The 18,711-nt window shown below is 67.8% G+C and carries 11 protein-coding genes, 1 tRNA gene and 1 pseudogene; 11 read left to right on the forward strand and 2 right to left on the reverse strand.

The window, feature by feature from the left end; all coding sequences use genetic code 11:
• Nucleotides 1–539 precede the first annotated feature (539 nt).
• Both rsgA and OOB33_RS14725 read right to left on the reverse strand, forming a co-directional pair.
• Nucleotides 540–1,457 (reverse strand): ribosome small subunit-dependent GTPase A, encoded by a 918-nt coding sequence (gene rsgA, locus OOB33_RS14720; RefSeq protein WP_271009216.1) that lies wholly within the window; start codon nucleotides 1,455–1,457, stop codon nucleotides 540–542.
• Nucleotides 1,454–2,788, reverse strand: a complete 1,335-nt coding sequence (locus tag OOB33_RS14725) for a M48 family metallopeptidase (RefSeq protein WP_271009217.1) — start codon at nucleotides 2,786–2,788, stop codon at nucleotides 1,454–1,456. Before OOB33_RS14725 ends, rsgA begins: the two co-directional genes overlap by 4 nt.
• Nucleotides 2,789–2,847: 59 nt before the next feature.
• Here OOB33_RS14725 and orn point away from each other — a divergent pair, with 59 nt between their 5' ends.
• The 11 genes and pseudogenes from orn to OOB33_RS14780 all read left to right on the forward strand — a co-directional run bounded on the left by orn (nucleotide 2,848) and on the right by OOB33_RS14780 (nucleotide 18,709).
• Entirely contained in the window at nucleotides 2,848–3,438 is a 591-nt protein-coding gene (gene orn / locus OOB33_RS14730; protein ID WP_271009218.1) for an oligoribonuclease, read from the forward strand.
• Nucleotides 3,439–3,492: 54 nt separating this feature from the next.
• Nucleotides 3,493–5,337: a bifunctional anthranilate synthase component I family protein/class IV aminotransferase gene (locus OOB33_RS14735; RefSeq protein ID WP_271009219.1), complete on the forward strand. Its 1,845-nt coding sequence runs from the start codon at nucleotides 3,493–3,495 to the stop codon at nucleotides 5,335–5,337.
• Between the two features lie 1,728 nt (nucleotides 5,338–7,065).
• A pseudogene (locus OOB33_RS24570) lies at nucleotides 7,066–7,596 on the forward strand (hypothetical protein); the annotation flags it as partial.
• An 87-nt stretch (nucleotides 7,597–7,683) separates the two neighbouring features.
• Nucleotides 7,684–7,777, forward strand: a tRNA-OTHER gene (locus OOB33_RS14745).
• Nucleotides 7,735–8,367 (forward strand): helicase-related protein, encoded by a 633-nt coding sequence (locus OOB33_RS14750; protein WP_271009221.1) that lies wholly within the window; start codon nucleotides 7,735–7,737, stop codon nucleotides 8,365–8,367. Before OOB33_RS14745 ends, OOB33_RS14750 begins: the two co-directional genes overlap by 43 nt.
• Before the next feature lie 568 nt (nucleotides 8,368–8,935).
• A complete protein-coding gene (locus OOB33_RS14755) occupies nucleotides 8,936–10,654 on the forward strand; it encodes a DEAD/DEAH box helicase (protein WP_102770441.1) in 1,719 nt (572 codons plus the stop codon).
• 156 nt (nucleotides 10,655–10,810) lie between these two features.
• Complete coding sequence (locus tag OOB33_RS14760) at nucleotides 10,811–11,431, forward strand: DUF1294 domain-containing protein (protein WP_271009222.1); 621 nt, start codon at nucleotides 10,811–10,813, stop codon at nucleotides 11,429–11,431.
• Between the two features lie 151 nt (nucleotides 11,432–11,582).
• A complete protein-coding gene (locus OOB33_RS14765; RefSeq protein ID WP_271009223.1) occupies nucleotides 11,583–13,709 on the forward strand; it encodes a putative bifunctional diguanylate cyclase/phosphodiesterase in 2,127 nt (708 codons plus the stop codon).
• Nucleotides 13,710–13,764: 55 nt separating this feature from the next.
• On the forward strand, nucleotides 13,765–15,111 hold the full coding sequence (locus tag OOB33_RS14770) for a hypothetical protein (protein WP_271009224.1): 1,347 nt from the start codon (nucleotides 13,765–13,767) through the stop codon (nucleotides 15,109–15,111).
• A complete protein-coding gene (locus OOB33_RS14775) occupies nucleotides 15,108–15,890 on the forward strand; it encodes a hypothetical protein (RefSeq protein WP_271009225.1) in 783 nt (260 codons plus the stop codon). The genes OOB33_RS14770 and OOB33_RS14775 overlap by 4 nt, the downstream gene beginning before the upstream one ends.
• Entirely contained in the window at nucleotides 15,890–18,709 is a 2,820-nt protein-coding gene (locus OOB33_RS14780) for an ATP-binding protein (RefSeq protein ID WP_271009226.1), read from the forward strand. Before OOB33_RS14775 ends, OOB33_RS14780 begins: the two co-directional genes overlap by 1 nt.
• Nucleotides 18,710–18,711: the final 2 nt, after the last annotated feature.

Here is an 18,711-nt window from a genome sequence, read left to right on the forward strand (position 1 = left end):
ACGGGCCGACTTCCCTGCGCTGCTCGCGCCTCGGGGCTGGCGCATAACTCACTCCGCTCCCTGCGTTCGCTTCGTTCAGACAGAAGCGCCAAGTCAGAACTTGAAGCGCACGGGTACGTGCGCGCCCCGAGGCGCTGTGCTGCTCGGCCCTTCACAAATCGCCCGGCAGCGGCACGGGCTGCAGGGCGCTTGCATCGCGGTCGATTTGCCCCTTCCACGGTGGAGCACGCCAGCTTCGGAGGTGGCTCGGCCCGCTGACGGGCGATTTGTGCGCGGCCGAGGGCGCAGCGGAGCGGCTCAGGCGCGTGTATTCACGCGCTTCAAGCGCTGACTCGGCGCCACTGTTTGACCAGAGTGAGCGCAGCGAACGGAGGGAGTTTGGCGCCGCTGAGCCGCGCAGTGAGCAGCGAGGGAAGTCGGCTCGCAGAGCCGACCCGCGAACCATGAGCCCGGCGGCGGGCCGAGCCACCGCAGCGAGAGCGACGAGCACAACAAAGGTCCGCAATGTGCCGGCAGCCGCCCTCCCAGGCGGGCCGGAGTCAGTAGCGCTTGTTCGACAGCTCCGCCAGGATCTCGCCGTAGATGCGGTAGCGCGAGGCGCTGATCTGGCCGGCATCCACGGCTTCGCGCACGCCGCAGCCGGGCTCGTGCTGGTGGCTGCAGTTGTAGAAGCGGCAGTGGTCGGCGTGGGCACTGAGGTCGGGCATCAGGCGGGCGAGGGCGGCCGGGTCGATCTGGTGCAGGCCGAATTCCTGAAAGCCAGGCGAATCGATCAAGGCGCTCTCGCGCTGGGCATCGACCCAGTACCACTGGGTCGTGGTCGTGGTGTGGCGGCCTGAGTTCAGGGCCACCGAGATATCGCCGACCTGGGCCTTGGCGTCGGGCACCAGCAGATTGATCAAGGTGCTCTTGCCGGTGCCGCTGGGTCCCAGCACAAAGCTGCGCTTGCCTTGCAGCCAGGGCAGCAACTGGGCCCGCGCAGCGTCCGGCTCGGCCTTCATGGCCAGCTCCATCATCGGCAGACCCATGGCGCGGTAGGGAGCGAGGCGCTCGCGGGCGTGGGCGGTGCCGGGCAGGTCGGTCTTGTTCAGCGCAATCGTGGTGGCGATGCCAGCGCTTTCGGCCGCGATCATGGCGCGGCAGAGCTGGCTCTCGCTGAACACCGGCTCCACGGCCACCAGGATCAGCAACTGGTCCAGGTTGGCGGCGAAGCTCTTGGTCTTCCATTCGTCCTGGCGGAACAGCAGATTGCGGCGCGGCTCCACCGCCTCGATCACCCCTTCGTCCGAGCCCGACGGCGCCCAGCGCACCTGATCCCCCACCACACAATCACTTTTCTTGCCGCGCGGGTGGCAGACCCTGCGCTGGCCCTCGGCGTCCTCGACGATGTAGTGCCGGCCGTGGCCGCGCACCACCAGGCCCAGGTCCAGCTGCGCAAACTTGCCGGCCTGGCTCACGAGGCCGCCCCTTGCAAGGCCACCGGCGCCGCCGTGCCCGAGGGCTGGCGGGCGATGGCGGCCAGGCGTTCGCTGGCCGGCGGGTGCGAGTAGTAGAAGGCGGCGTAGACCGGGTCTGGCGTCAAGGTGCCGGCATTGTCTTCATGCAGCTTGAGCAGGGCCGAGGACAGCTCAGCGCCGCTGGCATGGGCGCAGGCATAGGCATCGGCCTGGAACTCGTCGCGGCGCGACATCCGGCTGCCCAGCGGCGTGAAGAAGAAGCTGAACACCGGCACCACCAGCATGAAGAGCAGCAGGGCCAGCGCGTCGTTCGGCGCCGCCATATTGGGCTGCACGTTGAAGGCGATGTAGAAGCCCGCCTGCGTGCCCAGCCAGCCCAGCAGGGCAAAGCCGGCCAGGCTCAGCGCAAACATCGTCAGCATGCGCTTGAGCACGTGGCGGTGCTTGAAATGGCCCAGCTCATGGGCCAGCACCGCTTCGACCTCGCTGCCGTTGAGGCGTTGCAGCAAGGTGTCGAAGAACACCACCCGCTTGGCCGGGCCGAAGCCGGTGAAATAGGCATTGCCATGGGCCGAGCGGCGGCTGCCATCCATCACGAACAGGCCTTGCGAGGCAAAGCCGCAGCGCTGCATCAGGCCCTCGACGCGCGCTTTCAGCGCCTCGTCGGGCAGGGGCGTGAACTTGTTGAACAGTGGCGCGATCACGGTGGGGTAGAGCACCAGGATCAGCAGATTGAAGCCCATCCAGCTGCCCCAGGCCCACAGCCACCACATGCTGCCGGCCGTGCCCATCAGCCACAGGATCAGGGCGGCAATCGGCAGGCCGATCAGCGCGCCAACCAGGGCGCCCTTGAGCGCATCGGCCACATAGAGCTTGAGCGTCATGCGGTTGAAGCCAAAACGCTGTTCGATGCGAAAGGTGTTGTACAGCTCCCAGGGCAGGTCCAGCAGGCTGCCGACCAGGGTGAACGCCACCAGCAGGCTGAGCTGATAGACCATGGGGCCGAAGCGCTCGGCCGTGGCCGCGTGCACCCAGCTGTTGAGCAGATCGAGGCCGCCGAGCAGGGTCCACGCCAGCAGCAGGGCGCTGTCGAAGGCCAGGTTCAGTAGGCCGAAGCGGCTGCGCGCCACGGTGTAGTCGGCGGCTTTCTGGTGCGCGGCCAGAGGCACGGTGGCGGCAAACGCGGCCGGCACCGCGCCGCGGTGCTGCATCACATGGCGCACCTGGCGGCTGCTCAACCAGAATTTCAGGCCCAGGGACAGCAGCAGGGCCAGGGCAAAGGCCAGGCTCAGCATCGTGGGGTGGAGGGTCGGAGAAAGGCTTGCAAACATGGGTGGCAAGTGTAGGGCTGCGACAATGCGGCGCACTGATTGCATTGAAAGCCCTGCCCATGAGCGACCTGACCCCTTCCGCCCCGGCCGACGCCGCGCCCCTGCTGCCCATCAAGGAGCAGAACCTGATCTGGATCGACCTGGAAATGACCGGCCTCTACCCCGAGACCGACCGCATCATCGAGATCGCCGTGGTGGTCACCGACGCGCAGCTCAATGTGCGGGTCGAAGGCCCGGTGTTTGCCATCCACCAAAGCGACGAGACCCTGGACAAGATGGACGCCTGGAACAAGGGCACGCATGGCAAGAGCGGCCTGATCGACCGCGTCAAGGCCTCCACCATCAGCGAGGACGAGGCCGTGGCCCAGACCATCGCTTTCCTGAAGCAGTATGTGCCGGCCGGCAAGTCGCCCATGTGCGGCAACAGCATCTGCCAGGACCGCCGCTTCCTGGCCAACTACATGCCCAAGCTGGAAGAGTTCTTCCACTACCGCAACCTCGATGTGTCCACGCTCAAGGAGCTGGCACGCCGCTGGAAGCCCGGCATCCTCGATGGATTCAAGAAGGCTCAGGCCCACACGGCCCTGGCCGACATCCACGAGTCCATCGATGAGCTGGCCTATTACCGCGAGCACTTCCTGTCTCTTTGATTGATCCCTCTCGCTTTCATCCTCCAGCCATGTTCTTGAGCAGGATGGCGGCCCATGGCTGAGTCTGCGGTGCCCCAGGCTGCCGCGTTGTGGGCGGCTTTTGATTTCCCGCGCCACCCGCTGGCGCGTGAAGACGGCGAACGGGTGCGGGGCGCTTTTTACGCGCCGCCGGCCCGCTGGCTGCGTGCCCATGCCGCCGATGAAGTGGCCGCCGTGCTGGATGCCGCGCATGCGGCCAGCCGTGCCGGCGCCTGGGTGTTGGGCGGCCTGCGCTACGAGGCTGCTGCTGCGCTCGACCCGGCGCTGCGTACCCAGGCTGTGGGCAGTGCGCCTTGGGCCGAGTTCGCGGTGTACGAGCAGGCGCCGCAGCCCTGGCCTGAATTTGCAGCCGCGTCGTCCGATTTGCTCACCGCCAACTGGGCGGATGCTCAAGACGAGGTGGCCGAGTCGGTGCAGATCGAACGCATCCGCGAGTGGATTCGCAGCGGTGACTGCTACCAGGTCAACCTGACCACGCGGTTGTTGTCCCGCCTGTCGCCCGGGGTCGATCTGGCCACCTTCTTCCTGGCCCTGCACCGCAGCCAGCCCGGCGGCTTCTCGCTGTTCCTGCGCGAGGCGGGGGTGGCCAGCGTGTCGCCCGAGTTGTTCTTTGACTGGCGGCCCGTGCCCGATGCCCAGCACAGCTGGCTTTTGGCCGCCCAGCCCATGAAGGGCACGGCGGCGCGCGGCCGTGATGTGGTGGAAGACGAAGCGGCCCAGGCCCATCTGCGCACCAGCGAAAAAGAGCGGGCCGAGAACCTGATGATCGTGGACCTGCTGCGCAACGACATCGGCCGCGTGGCCCAGCTTGGCAGCGTGCGTGTGCCGCGTTTGTTCGAGCTGCACGCCTTGCCGACCGTCTGGCAGATGACCTCCACCATCAGCGCCGTCAGTCGGCCGCGCTTGCGCTTGTCGGAGCTGTTCGCGGCCTTGTTTCCGTGCGGCTCGGTGACCGGTGCGCCCAAGGTGCGGGCCATGCAGATCATTGCCGAGCTGGAGCCGCAGCCGCGCGGCTGGTATTGCGGCGCGCTGGGCCTGATGCAACCCGGCGGCGTGGCCACCTTCAACGTGCCGATCCGGACGGTGGAGCAGGGTGAGGGCGCCGATGCCGCTCTTCTGTCGGCCGGCGTCGGCAGCGCCATCACGCTCGATTCCGAAGCCGCAGCCGAAGTGGCCGAGTGGCGGGCCAAGGCGCGCTTCTTGCTGCGCGCCCAGGCGCCGGTGGCTGCGCTGGAAACACTGCGACTCTCGGGGGGGCAGTGGGTGCGGCTGAGCGGCCATCTGGCCCGTTTGCAGCGCACCTGCCATCATTTCGGGCTCAAGCCCAAGCTGCCCGATGTGCGCGCCGCATTGGCCGATCTGGCGGCCGCGCATGTCCAGGGTGAATGGCGTGTGCGCCTCACGTTCTGCGCACAAGCGGGCCTGCAAATGCGCGCCACGCCGCTGGAGCCGACACCAAATTGCGTGATACTCGCGCTGGCTGCACATGCCATCGCCTCGCAAGGGGCGGCGGCCGAGTTCATCCAGCACAAGACCACGCGGCGCGAGGTGTACGAGGCCTTCGCCGCGACCAAGCCCGCCGGGGCTTTCGATGTGTTGCTGTGGAACGAGGCCGGGGAACTGACCGAGTGCAGCTTTGGCAATATCGCCGTGCAAATTGAGGGGCAGTGGTTGACGCCACGCCTGCAAGCCGGGCTTCTGCCCGGTGTTTACCGAGAAGAACTGCTGCAAGAAGGGCGGCTGCGCGAGGCGCAGCTGATGAAGAACGATCTGAAGCGCGCCCAAGCCCTTGCATTTTTTAACAGCCTGCGCGGCTGGTGTCCTGCCAGCCTGCTGAATCCGGGTGAGCTGCCGCTCTGAATGAAACAAGAAGCGCGAGCAATGTGTTGCGCTCACGGCCTCACCCTGTTGCGACCATCTGACTGAATCCCCATGGCTACCAAAACCCAAGCACGCACCGCCGCCGCCAAGCCGGCCGCAGCGGCCAAGAAGACAGCGCTCAAGACGGCGATCAAGACCGCGCCCGCCAAGAAAGCCAAGGCCGTGGACGTGACCGAGGCGGTGGCCCCGAGCGCTGTGGCCAAGAAGTCGGCTCCTGCTAAAGCGGCGCCCAAAAAGGCGGAAGCCACAAAGGCAGCGGCCAAGAAGACCGCGGCCACGAAAGCGGTGGCCAACCGCGCGGTGACCGCCGAAGCGCCCGCCAAGAAGACGAGTGCCAAGCCCGCCGTCAAGGCGGAAGCCAAGGCGCCCAGCAAGGCGGCTGCCAAGACGGCTCCGGCCAAGAAGGCCGCACCCGCCAAGAAAGCCGCTGCCGTCCCGAAGGCTGGCAGCGAGCCCGTCGTGGCGAGCAAAAAGGCTGTCAAGACCGCTCAAGTTGCCAAGGCCACCAAGGTCGCTGAAGCCCCCGCTGCCAAGCCAGCGCGCAAGGCGGCGGCCTCCAAGACCGTGAGCCCGGCGCCCGCGGCCGCCGAGCCTCTTACCACTGCGGTCAAGACGGCCAGCAAGAAAACGGCCAAGCGCGCAGCCGCCACCGCCGAGCCGGTCAGCGCTCCGGCACCTGCGCCAGCGAAGGCAGCCGCCAAGGCTCGCAAGAAGAAGGCGGAACCGGAGGTGCAAGCTGCTGCTCCTGCTGAGGTTCAGGCTGCCGCCAAGCCTGTCAAAACGACGGCAGCCAAGGCCAAGAAGAAGCCTGTGGCGGTGAGTGTGGACGCCGAGGCTCCTGCGGCGCCTGCAACTGCTCCCGTCTCGCCTGCCGCGCCTGCAGCTCCGACCCCAGCCAAGGCACAGCAATCTCAGCGCAAGAACGGCAAATCAAAGCCGGCTGCGACTTCGACCCGCACTGCGCCGAAAGAGCCGCAAGCGCCGAAAGCGGTGCCCGCTGCGAAGCCGGCGCCTGTCGAGGCCCCGGCTCCGAAGGCCGCGCCCGCGCCAGCGCCTCGATTCATCTTGGAGGCCCGCAGCGATCGCCTGTTCGGCCGCTACGAGGTGCAAGCCATCGAGGGCGGTGAGCGCTGGCAGCTGAGTCTGCGTGGCCCGCGTGCCCGCGATCTGCAGTGCAGCTGCCGCAGCTTTGCACTCAGCGATCCGGCCGGCTGCGAGCATGGCCAGTTCCTGCTCACCCAGCTGCGCGATCGCCTGGCGGCCGGTTGGCAGGCCGAGCATAGCGAGCTGGACCTCGGCGGCGGCGCCCGCCGTCAGCTGGTCTGGCGTGCTTCGCCCTCCTGCCCGGAGGCGCTGGCGGCCGAGGTTCAAGCCGTGCTGCGTGGCATTGCTCAAGGCAAGCTGGCGGGCGCCAGCGCCGTGGCCGGGCTGCTGAGCCAGGCGGCCGAGGCCGGCCATGAGCTGCGGGTGTCGGACGCTGTCTGGCAACACCTGGCCCTGGCCGCCGATGCGGCCGAGCGGGTGCGCGTGCTGGGCCAGGCCTATCCGCAGCTGTTTGACAGCGAGGGCTTGCGCAATCTGCTCAAGCTGCCGCTGCCGCATTACCAGCTGGAGGCCGCCCTGTTCGCCGCCTGCGCGGGCCGCAGCCTGGTGGCCGACGATCTGGGGCTGGGCCTCTACGCCCCGGCGCTGGGCACGGCCGAGCTGATGCTGCGTCACTTTGGCGTGGAGCGCGTGCTGCTGCTGTGCTCGGAGTCGGCACAGACCCGCTGGCTCAGCGAGGCGCAAAGCCTGAGCCATCGCCGCGCCAGCCTGGTCTGGGGCGATGCGGCGGCGCGGCGCGAGCAACTGGCCGCCGCCGGCGAGATCAAGATTGCCGCGCTCAACACCCTGGCCCAGGATCTGGATGCGCTGCAAGCGCATGGCGCCGATCTCGTCATCGTCGACGAAGCTCAGCGCCTGGATGCGGCCACGCTGGAGCGCCTGCAGCAGCTCGATGCGCGGGGCGGCTTTGTGCTGATGCTGAGCAGCCAGCTGCTCAACAGCCAGCCGCAAATCCTGCTGCCCCTGGTGGAGCTGCTGGATTGCCACCGCCAGGGCCCGTTGGCCGATTTCCTGGCCGAGCATGTGCACCGCGACGGCTCGGGCCGCGTGACCGGCTTTATGTCGCTGGGCGATGTGGACGAGACCCTGGAGCGCCTGGTGTTCAGCCGCGCCAAGGCCGAGCTGCTGCCCAATCTGCCCCTGGCCCTGGTGCAGCTGCGTGCTGTGCCGTTGAGCGAAGCGCAGCAGGCCTTGCAAGCGCCGCTGCTGGCCAGCCTGCGCCAGGCGGTGGCGCGCTGGCAGCGCAGCGGCTTTGTCTCGGGCGCGGAGCAGTTGCAACTCAACCGCACGGTGCAAGCCCTGCGCCGCCTGGCCATCAGCCCGCAGCTGCTGGACGATGCCGCGGAACCTGGCCGTCAGGCCGAGGCGCCCAAGCTGCTGGCCGTGGCGGCGGTGGCCCGAGAGCTGCAGGGCAAGGCGCTGGATCGCCTCTGGGTATGCAGCCAGTGGGACGACGCGCTGGCCCAGCTGCAGCCGGTGCTGCAATCGGCCGGCATTGCGCAGGTTGCCATTCCGGCCTCGCTGCCACTGGCGCAGCGCCGAGCTCTGGCCGAGCGCTGGCGCCAGGATGCGCGCGCCAGCGTGCTGCTGTGCAGCGATGCAGCGGCGCAAGGCCTGGATCTGCAGGTGCCGCGCTGTGGCCTGCTCAATCTGGAGCTGGCCTGGGGTGAAGCGGTGCTGGAAGAGCGCCTGGCTCGCGTGGCGGATGAAGGCTCGCGCGGCTTGCCGCTGATCCAGTTGCAGGCACAAAGCGGTTTTGAAGCGGCCTTGCTGCAGCTGCAAGACACCCGTGAGGCCATGCCGGCCTGCAGCCTGGACGGTGACGCCGGCCTGCAACTGCTGCAGGGCGATGCCTTGGCCGACTACCTCTCGGCCCTGGCGGCTTTGCTGGACCTGGTGGCCTGAGACAAGGCGTCAGCACAAGCGTCTTTCTGAGTGTGCGGCCGGTCGTGAACTTGTCACGGCCGGCCGTTTCTTCTTGAGGCTTTCGACGCTCAACTCAGATAAATCTGAATTTGACGGCGCGATGAAGCTTCCGTGAAAACCCTAGTGTGCTATAGTCATGGTCTTGCTTGCAGCTGAAGCTGTTTTGCATTTCGTTCGTCTCCTCTGACCTCGTTCAGGCCGCTGACCACAGTCAAACACTCGTTCACGAGTTTTTGGGCATGTTGCGCTCAGTGACGCGAAATCCCGGGTACGCCCCAGGCCTCGCGAACATCCCTCACCGGGATGGTGTGCTGAACACCCTTCGGGTTCGGTCGGCGGCGATGCCGTCGCTTTGACTGTTCCCCCGGCGCCGCACCTGGCACCAATCGGCTGGCTTTTGCCCGGCTGTCCCCTTCAAGTCCCGGTGCACGACGCGAGCTTTCTCCCAGCGACTTTACTGGCGTGACGCGCATTTTTTTCTTGCGTGGCATGCGCGTGTTTTCGTCTCGTTTTTGCGAGGCGGGGCATGGCTTTGTTGAAAGAAGATATGAGTTTTGAAAATCTAGGTTTGCACGAGTCCCTGCTGCGTGCCGTGAAGGATTCCGGTTACGAAACCGCCACCGAAGTGCAAGCCCTGGCGATCCCCGCCGGCTTGAAGGGCGTGGACCTGATGGTGTCCTCGCGTACCGGCAGCGGCAAGACCGCTTCCTTCACCCTGCCCGCGCTGCAGAAGGTCATCGAAGCCCGTGCAGCCGCTGCCGCCGCCGCCGGTGGCGAGAACACCCGCCGCGAAAAAGGCCGTGTGCAAGGCCCCCGCGTGCTGGTGCTGTGCCCCACGCGTGAACTGGCCATGCAAGTGGCCAAGGCTGCCCAAACCTACGGCCGCCATGTGCAAGGCCTGAAGCTGTCGACCGTGCTGGGCGGCATGCCTTATGCCCTGCAGCTGCGCCAGCTGAGCGGCCCCCTGGACATCCTGATTGCCACCCCGGGCCGTCTGATGGACCACATCCAGTCCGGCAAGGCCGTGCTGGACAACGTCGAAATGCTGGTGCTGGACGAAGCCGATCGCATGCTGGACATGGGCTTCATCGATGACATCAAGTTCATCGCCGACCGCATCCCCGCCACCCGCCAAACCGTGATGTTCAGCGCGACCTTCGCCGGTCACGTCGGCCGTCTGGCCAACGATCTGCTGCGCGAGCCGCAGCGCATCGATGTTGCCTCGCACACCGACACTCACGAAAACATCACCCAGCGTCTGCACTGGGCCGACAACAACAACCACAAGGACCAGCTGCTCGAGCATCTGCTGGCCGACAAGGATGTCGACCAGGCCCTGGTCTTCACCAGCACGCAGCGCGATGCCGATTGGCTGAGCGAGCGCCTGCAGGAGCTGGGCCATGCCGTGGCGCCTCTGCACGGTGGCATGCCGCAAGGTCGTCGCAACCGCGTGCTGATGGCCCTGCGCCGTCGTGAAGTGCGCGTGCTGGTGGCCACCGACGTCGCCGCCCGCGGCATTGACGTGCCCACCATCACCCACGTGATCAACTACGGTCTGCCCATGAAGGCCGAGGACTATGTGCACCGCATCGGCCGCACCGGTCGTGCCGGCCGTGAAGGCCTGGCCGTGACCCTGGCCACGCGTGACGATGTGTCCATGATCCGCCGCATCCAGCAGTTCACGACCCAGACCATTCCTTCGGCGCAGATCGAAGGCCTGGAGCCGAAGTCGCAAGAGCCGCGCATCTTCCCGCCGCGTCCTGCCGGCGCCGGTGGTTTCGAAGACCGCGGTGCCCGTCCGGGCTGGGGTGGCAAGCCCGGCTTCGGCGGCAAGAGCTTCGGTGGCGGCAAGCCTTTCCATCGCGATGCCGGTCGTCCTTTCGTTCGAGACAACCGTGACGGTGGCCGTCCGCAAGGCTTCGAGCCGCGCGGTGGTGAGTTCCGCCCCGATGCTCGTCCTGTGGATCGTGGCTTCGATCGCGGTTTCGACCGTGGCCAAGACCGCGGCTTCGACCGGGCACCGGCCGAGCGTGGTTTTGACCGTGGCTTCGATCGCGGCAATGCCGGCTTCGCCCCCCGCGGTGACAAGCCTGCTTTCGCCCCGCGTGGCGATCGCCCCAGCTTCGGCGACAAGCCGGCCTTCGGTGGCAAGCCCAGCTTTGGTGGCGACCGCCGCCCCGGCGGTTTTGAGTCGCGTGGCCCTGGCGGCCCGGGCGCCAAGCGTGGCGGCCCGGCCGGCCCGCGCCGCAGCGGTTTCGGCCGCTGAAGCTTGCGCTGCAGCGCAGCGCCTGCTGAGCGACCCGGGTTCTGACCCGGAGCTGCACTAAGATCAAAAGGCCCGCCAAGGTTCGTCCTGGCGGGCCTTTTTTCGTCGGCGCGACTCGCTCGCCGGGTTCACTGTTCTCTTCTTGTTTTTTTGTCCATGCGCCACACCGGCATCCTGATCCAGTGGGACGACAGCAAAGGCTATGGCTTTGTGCGCTCGCCCTCGGCGCCAGACGCCAAGCTGTTCGTCCACATCCGTGATTTCGAACTGCTGACGCAACGGCCCCAGCAGGGGGAAGCTTTCAGTTTCGAGCTGGGTGTGGATGGCCAGGGCAAGCGGCGGGCGGTGCGGGTGCGGCGGCCTCGGGTGGCGCCGGCCGCGCCTGCGCGGCACTCGAGCGCAAGCGCTGGCAGCGCTGGCTTGCTCCTGATCCCTGGTTTCGCTGCCGCCTATCTGAGCTGCCACCTGCTCTGGGGCCTGCCGCCGGCGCTGTGGGGTGCTTACATGGCGCTGAGCCTGGCCACCTTCATCGTCTACGCCGGAGACAAGCGGGCCGCGCGGCTGGGGCATTGGCGGGTGCGTGAGGGCACTTTGCACGGCCTGGCTTTGGCGGGAGGCTGGCCGGGCGCTTTGCTGGCGCAGCAGCTTTTGCGCCACAAGTCCAGCAAGCCGGCGTTCCGACGCCAGTTCTGGTGGACAGTGCTGGGCAATCTCCTGGGCTTCGCGCTGCTGTTCACGCCGCTGTTCTCCTTGCTGCGCCGCCTCGCTGGCCTTTGAGCCCGAGCCGTCGTTTGCGTCTGGCGAAACAAAGTGGGCAAACCGGGCTAGTTTTCCGCGGCCTTGTGGCTGCAGCCGCGCTAGGCTGCTCGACCATGGACTTGCTGTATTTTTCTCGGCCCGCGGGAGCTGGGCGTCTGGCGTGGATGCCTTGAACGCGTTCGACCCGGATCTGCTGATGCAGACGCTCTTGCACAGCCTGCCGGCCAGCTGGCAGTCGGCTTGGCCCTGGCTGCGTGGCAGTGCCTGCGTGCTGCTGTTTGGGCTGCTTCCGGCCGCTTGGCTGCTGCTCAGTGCGGCCGCACTGCTGGCGGGCGCACAGGCCCGGGCCATGGCTCAGCTGCATGTGCAGCCCCGCGGCGTGCCGCGCAGCCGCTGGTTGGGCAGCCTCTTGCTGGCCGCGGGCCTGTGGTGGCCGTGGATGTCGGCAGAGACGCCGGCGGTGTCGCTGCTCCTTTCCCTGCTGATGGCCTATGCCGCCTCGCGCTCCTTGCTCCAGGCCTTGCAGCCACGTCGCGCCTTGAGCACCGGCTTTCGCGTGGCCATGGGCCTGTGGGCTCTGCTGCTGGCAGCCGCGCAGGGGCTGCTGCTGGCGCGCGTGCCGATGGCGCCGGCGGCGGGTGTCTTGAGTTTGCTGGCCGTGGCCGGCTTGTTGTGGCTGAACGGCGGGTCATTCGCGGCGCGTGGCTTGCGTGGCTTGGTGATGGCTGCGGCGGTGTTGCTGCCGCTGGGCGTGCGCCTGCTGCTCAGCGGGCCCGAGGCGGGCCAGGGCTTTGGTGAGGCCCGCTGGCAGGCGGTGCTGGCGATGTGGCCGCGCTGGGCGCTGGGTGCGCGCGAGCTGGCCTTGCTCTTGCTGGTGCTGCTCATGACCCGGGCCTTGCCGGCCTTGCTGCGCCATGTGGGCGAGATGCAAGTGGCGGCGGACAAGGAAAGCGACGCCCGTTTCACCGATCCGCTGACCGGCCTTGCCACGCGCCTGGGGCTGGAACGTCAGCTGGCGCAGGCGGTGCTGGAGAGCGATGCCAAGGAGCAGCCGCTGGCCTTGCTGCTCTTCGATCTCGATGGTTTCAACCCCGTCAACAGCAGCTTCGGCCATGACAAGGGCGATGCCTTGCTGCGCTTGGCAGCCGATCGCCTGCGCGGCTGTCTGGGCGTGCACGATGTGGCGGCCCGGATCGGCGGCGATGAGTTCGCCATCCTTTTGCACGAGGCAAGCAGCAAGGAGGCGGTGGCCAGTTTTGCGGCCCGGGTCCTGGCCGAGCTGGCCCGGCCCTATCTGCTGGACCGGCGCGAGCTGGCGATCTCTTGCTCGGCGGGGATTGCCCGTTATCCGCTCGACGGCGGCAAGGCCCGCATGCTGGCCTGCGCCGACGCGGCCAAGAGCGCGGCCAAGCGTCTGGGCGGCGCCTGCTACTGCTTTTATGCCGCCGGCATGGACGGTGACACGCGTGAGCAGCTGGATCTGCTGCGTGACCTGCGCCATGCGGTTGAGCGCAACCAGCTCGAGCTGTATTTTCAACCCAAGATCGATGCGCGCAGCGGTGAGGTCACGGCCGCCGAGGCCTTGCTGCGCTGGCACCACCCGACCCGAGGCATGGTGTCGCCGGTGATCTTCATTCCCATCGCCGAGCGTTTTGGCTTCATGCGCGAGCTGGGCAACTGGGTGATCGATGCGGCCTGCCGCCAGGCCCAGGTCTGGCGCGAGAGCGGCCTGCGCATGCGCGTGGCCATCAATCTCTCGGCGCAGCAGATGCGGCAGGCCGACATCGTCGATCGCATCCAGAAGGCGCTCGAAGCCTCGCGCATGCACCCGACCCTCTTGACCTGCGAGATCACCGAATCGGTGGTGATGGAGAACACCCAGGCCATCCAGGACACCTTCCGCCGCCTCGGCGAATTGGGCGTTCATTTGTCCATCGATGATTTCGGCACCGGCTATTCCTCGCTCAGCTATTTGCGCCAGCTGCCGGCCCAGGAGCTGAAGGTGGACCGGGCCTTTGTTACTGACCTGGTGGCCAGCGCCGATGCCCGTGCGGTGGTCGATGCCGTCATCCGCCTGGCCCATGCCCTGGGCCTGCGCGTGGTGGCCGAAGGCGTGGAGACCCAAGGCCAGCAGCAGGTGCTGGTGGCCATGGGCTGCGACGAGCTGCAGGGCTATCTGTTTGCCCGCCCCATGTCGGCCCAGGCCATCCTGCTGTGGGCCATGGACGACAAGAACTCGGCACCGGCCTTCCGTGCCTCGCTGTTTGGCGACACGCAGGAGATCGACCAGCTCTGAACTTCCGCGGGGCTGCGGGCCGGAAATGGGCGCGCCAGCGGGGATAATCACGGCCATGCGGGAGACCCCAAACCCAGCGAGCGAAGACGAAGCTCGCTTTGAAGATTTTTTTCGCGACGCGGCTGCCCCCGGTGAGGCGCAGCTCTTGTGGCAGATGGAGCGGCAGGATGGCCTGATGGCCGGCCTGCGCGCGCTCTTTCACGGCCCGGCCAGCCTGGTCAAGCTGCGCGTCTGGGTTTTCCTGGAAGTGATGGCCATGCCGGCTTCGCGCATCAGCCGCGAGGCACTCAACCAGCATTTCCACATGCTGCGCGACGAGCCGCTGGAGCTGGTGCTCAAGCGCCTGCGCGAGGCCGATCTGCTGGCCTGGGACCCTTCCAACCAGCATTACGGCGTCACGCCTCTGGCTCAGCAGCTCTTGGGCTTGCTGCAGCCCCTGCTCAACAGCAGCGTGCAGCAGGACGCCGACCTCAGCGCCTTGCTGGCCAATGTGGCCGGTGCCCACCAATTGGGCACCTTGGACCCGGCCCAGCTGCAGCATTTGCAGGCCCAGCTCTCGCGCCTCTACGACGAGTTCGCCGACGCGATTGCCAGCGGTTCGGAATTTCACCTGCGCCGCGCCCGCCAGCGCTTCGGCCGGGCGCTCAGCCTGGTCGAGAAGGCCAGCGAGGCGCTCTCGGCCATCATGGTGCAGGCCCAGGAGCAGGGCAATGCACGGTTGGAACGCCTGGCCCGCGAGCTGGGTCTGGCCCAGGCGCGTTTGCTGTCCATGGCCAGCCAGTTCAACCGGGCCTTGCAGCAAGCCGACCGCCAGCGCGTCACGCTGGGCTCCACCGGCATCACCACCACCGATGTGCGGCGCTGGCTGCAGAGCGTGGATTTCCTGGAAAACCTGTCCCTGGGTGCCTTGTCGCGCCCGGTGCACCCGGTGTTGGTGGCCCAGCATGAGCTGCTGGACACGACCGAGGCCGAGTTCGAACGGGATCGCCCGGCCGCACCCACGCCCGAGGCTTTGCCCAATGCCCAGGCCGCGCCCGAGGGCGAGCTGGCCGTGATGAGCCTGCCGCCCGAGATGTCCATCATGCAGGCGCTGCTGACGCGCTGGAGCGAGGCGGGCGAGGTCGAGCAAGACCTGGCCCCGGCCGTGCTGGGCGGCAGTTATGCCCGCGCCAGCTACCGCGCCCAGCTGCTGCCCCTGCTGGGCGACAAGGAGGCCCAGCATTTGACCGGTGCCACCGGCGATATGGCGCGCCAGCCCTGGCGCGTGCATTGGTCGGTGGAGCAGGACGAGTGCGATGACGAGTACATCCGCTGGATGAGCCGCGGCGTGCTGCGCCGCCCACCGGCTGACGCTGCATCCGCAGAAGAACAACAAGAACCGAAGGAAGAAGACCAAGCATGAGCGCTGCTCTCGACGACGCGGCCGCCCTGGCCGCGCAGCTCTTGGCCCGCCGCTGGCTGCCCCGCAGCCACCCGCTGGTGCGCCGCGCCTTGATCGACCAGGAGGTCTGGAACGCCCTGGGCCAACGCCTGGCCGCGGTTGGCCTGCGCGTGATCGACAACCTCTATGCCGACCACATCAGCCTGGCCATGCTGCGCCCGGCCGAGGTGGCGGTGTTTGGCGAAACTGGCCTGGCCGCCAACAACAACCTCGACCTGCCGCGCGATGGTGTCGCCCTGCTGGTGGTGCTGTGGTCGCTGATCGTGCTGCCCAAGCGCCAGCGCCAGGTGGCCCGCGCTGAGGCCAAGGAAGAAGGGCAGGGCGAGATGTTTGCCACCGACAAGCCCCTGCCCACGGCGGCCAGCGTCAGCCCAACCCTGAGCTACCGCAGCCTGCTGGCCGATTTCGGCAACCAGCTGGGCAAGAAGATGCGCCTGGACAGCAACCTCAAGCTGCTCGAGCGCAATGGCTTCATCACCCGCCGCGGCGAGGACATTGCCGAAGGCCCGCTGCTGGACCTGCTGCTGGACTACGACACCCTGGCGCCGCGCATCCTGGACGGCGCCCTGGGCGATGTGCTGGCCCGCACGACCGACCCGGAGATTGCTGCGGCCATTGCCAAGGCGCGCCAGCCTGAAATGCCTGAAGTTGAGGCCGAGCCGGAACCCGAGCCGGAACCCGAGCCAGCGGTGGATGCCCAAACCCTGCCCGAACAAGAACAGAACAAGAGCGAGACCTGATGTTTCACCTGCAATCGCTGGAACTGCTGCACTGGGACTATTGCCGGCGGGTGAGCATGCCGCTGGACGGCGCCATCATCACCATCGCCGGCCCCAATGGCTCGGGCAAGACCACCTTGCTTGATGCCATGCGCACCTTGCTGGGCCTGGAATGCTCGGGCGGCCGCACGTACAAGACCTATGCCCGCCACGCCAATGCCGAGAGCGCCTGGCTGCGCGCTCTGGTGGACAACCGCCCGCGTGGCCGCCAGAACAGCTCGCGGCCCTTCGCCAGCTCCCTGCTCTATGCAGACCAGGTGACCCTGGTCTGCCGCATCGAGCGCCACGGCGGCGATTGGCAGCGTCGCTACATGATGATGGACGGCGTCCATGAAATCGAAGCCCTGGCTGAGCGCGGCGACAAGGACTGGATGGGCATCGAAGCCTGGCGCCGCCGCCTGGAAGCGGCCGGCCTGACCCGCGCCATCGGCCGCGTGCTGGCCCTGGAGCAAGGCCAGACCGACCGGCTGTGCGAGCTCAGCCCCAAGGAGCTCTTGCGCTTGGTGTTTGAAGTCTTCGGTGACCAGGAGGTGCTGGACCGCTACGACCAGGCCCGCAGCCACCAGCAGCATTTGCTCAAAGAGGTGGAGCAGGCCACGCACGAGCTTTCGCACACGCAGGCGCAGCTGTCCGACCTGGCCAACCGCGTCAACAGCTTTCAGCAGTACCAGCTGCGTCAGAAGGAGCGCGAGCGCCTGGCCACCGAGGTGCTGCCGGTGCTGCAGTGGAGCGAGGCCCGCGCGCGCACGGCCCAGGGCCTGCGCGAGCTGCACCGCCAGCGCCTGTTTGCCGGCGCCGATGCGCGCCAGCAGGCCGCACGCCGGGCCGAGCTGCACAGCTTGTTCGAGGCCCTGGAGCGTGCCAAGCAGCGCCTGGTCGAGCTGGAAGCCGAGCGCCGCCAGACCCGCGCCTCCTTTGATGCCGCGCGCGAGGCCGAGCGGCCGCTGGAGCTGCTGGCCAAGCGCGAGGAAGAGCTGCGCACCCTGGCCGCGGTGGAGACCGATGCGCAGGAGCTGGCCCAGCGCGTGGAGCAGCTCAGCGGCGAACAACACCGCCTGCGCGAAGCCTTCACCCGAGCGAATGACCAGAGCCGCAAGGCCCAGGCCGCGCTGGAGGCCTTGAGCGGCCAGCGCCTGCCGCCGCCGCCGGCGGAGGTGACGCGTTTCCGTCGCGCGCTGGACGACGCCGGCATTGCCCACCATGTGCTGGCCGACTGCATCGACATCGCCGATGAAAGCTGGCGCGCCGCCGCCGAAGGCATGCTGCGGCCCTCGCGCTGGGTGGTGGTGCTGCAGCGCAGCGGCGACGAGGCCCATGCCTTTGCCTTGGCTTCGCGCGAGCGCTATCGCCACTATGTGGTGGCCGAGGCCGAGAACGTGCCGGCCAGCGTGCCGCCCGATTCCCTGCTCGCGGCTCTTCGCTTCAATGCCAAGGCTCCGGGTTGGCTGATCCGGCAACTGGGCGGCATCCGCCGCGTCAAGGACACCGAGGCCGGTGCCAAGGTGGGCGGCGAGTGGATCACACCCGATGCCTATTACAAGGACGGCCGTGGAGGCCGCAGCCTCTGGGTCGAGCCGCGTGACTTCCAGTTCGGTGTGTCGGCCCTGGAGTCGCGTCGCAAGGCCTTGGAGAGCGAACTCAACCGCTACGACGCGGAGCTGAGCCGCATCGCCAAGGAGCAGGCCGAGGTCGAGCGCCAGTTCAAGGATGCGCAGCGCGCCGCCCAGGGCCACAAGGCCGCGCAGGAACTGGCGGAGAAGGCCGAGGACTTTGCCGCCGTGCGCGAGCGCCTACCAGCCCTGCGCCAGGCCCGCGTCGAGGCCTCGGGCCGCATGACCGCGCTCGACGTCGAGCACGACCGCGCCCTGACCCAGCACAGCCGCAGCGAGCGCGACTACGAGTCGGCCCAAGCCAGCCTCAAGGCCAGCGAAGAGAACGTCGGCCGCGCCCAGCGCGAGCATGAGGGCCGCAAGCGCGAGCTGCTGGCCCAGGCGCGCGAATCGCGTGCGGCCAAGGCGCGTTTCCCGGCGTCCTGGGTCACGCCCGCGGCGCTGCAGGCCTTGCGCGATGAGTTCGAGAACGCCAAGCAGGCCGAGATTGCCGGCCGCCATGTGCAGGCGGAGCTGGAAAACGGTGTCTGGGAGACCGACCCGCAGGTGCAGGACCGCCATGCACGCATGAGCGTGTCGGTGCTGGAGCAGACCGCCCAGCTCGACGACCGCCGCGCCAGCAATGAGATGGCCCGCATCGCCGCCTTCAACGCCCGCGAGCGCTATATCGACGTGCTGCGCGCGACCGTGCGCCGTTACAAGAAGAACGTGCAGGAGCTGGGCGAGCTGGCCGGCGTGATGGCGCAGGCCGAGCTGCCGCATCTGGACAACGACGATATGGTGCTCGCCCAGGCCGGGCTGCAGGTCAAGTTCAACTTCGACGGCAAGGGCGAGGTGGGCCTGAACGACGGTGAGGCTTCGGGCGGTCAGCAGGTGCTCAAGAGCCTGATCCTGCTGGTGGGCTTGATGAAGGACGACGATTCACCGGGCGGTTTCGTCTTCATCGACGAGCCCTTTGCCCACCTGGACGTGCGCAACATCCAGCTGGTCGGCCACTTCCTGCGCTCCACCCGCGCGCAGTACCTGCTGACCACGCCGATCACGCACAACGTCGAGGTCTTCGAGCCCAGCGAGATCACCCTGGTCACCAGCAAGAAGCCGCGTGGCGAGCGCTGGGCGCCGCCGATTGCGGTGCTGGCGCGGCGGCCAGAAAAGTCGATTTACGACTGAGC

This window comes from Paucibacter sp. B51, from assembly GCF_027863535.1.
Taxonomy (GTDB): Bacteria; Pseudomonadota; Gammaproteobacteria; order Burkholderiales; family Burkholderiaceae_C; genus Paucibacter_A; species Paucibacter_A aquatilis.

Bases quoted from the DNA above. Each gene is read 5' to 3' on its own strand.
- OOB33_RS14725 (WP_271009217.1), bottom strand. From the start codon at position 2,788: ATGTTTGCAAGCCTTTCTCCGACCCTCCACCCCACGATGCTGAGCCTG.
- orn (WP_271009218.1), top strand. From the start codon at position 2,848: ATGAGCGACCTGACCCCTTCCGCCCCGGCCGACGCCGCGCCCCTGCTG.
- OOB33_RS14735 (WP_271009219.1), top strand. From the start codon at position 3,493: ATGGCTGAGTCTGCGGTGCCCCAGGCTGCCGCGTTGTGGGCGGCTTTT.
- OOB33_RS14755 (WP_102770441.1), top strand. From the start codon at position 8,936: ATGAGTTTTGAAAATCTAGGTTTGCACGAGTCCCTGCTGCGTGCCGTG.
- OOB33_RS14760 (WP_271009222.1), top strand. From the start codon at position 10,811: ATGCGCCACACCGGCATCCTGATCCAGTGGGACGACAGCAAAGGCTAT.
- OOB33_RS14770 (WP_271009224.1), top strand. From the start codon at position 13,765: ATGCGGGAGACCCCAAACCCAGCGAGCGAAGACGAAGCTCGCTTTGAA.
- OOB33_RS14775 (WP_271009225.1), top strand. From the start codon at position 15,108: ATGAGCGCTGCTCTCGACGACGCGGCCGCCCTGGCCGCGCAGCTCTTG.
- OOB33_RS14780 (WP_271009226.1), top strand. From the start codon at position 15,890: ATGTTTCACCTGCAATCGCTGGAACTGCTGCACTGGGACTATTGCCGG.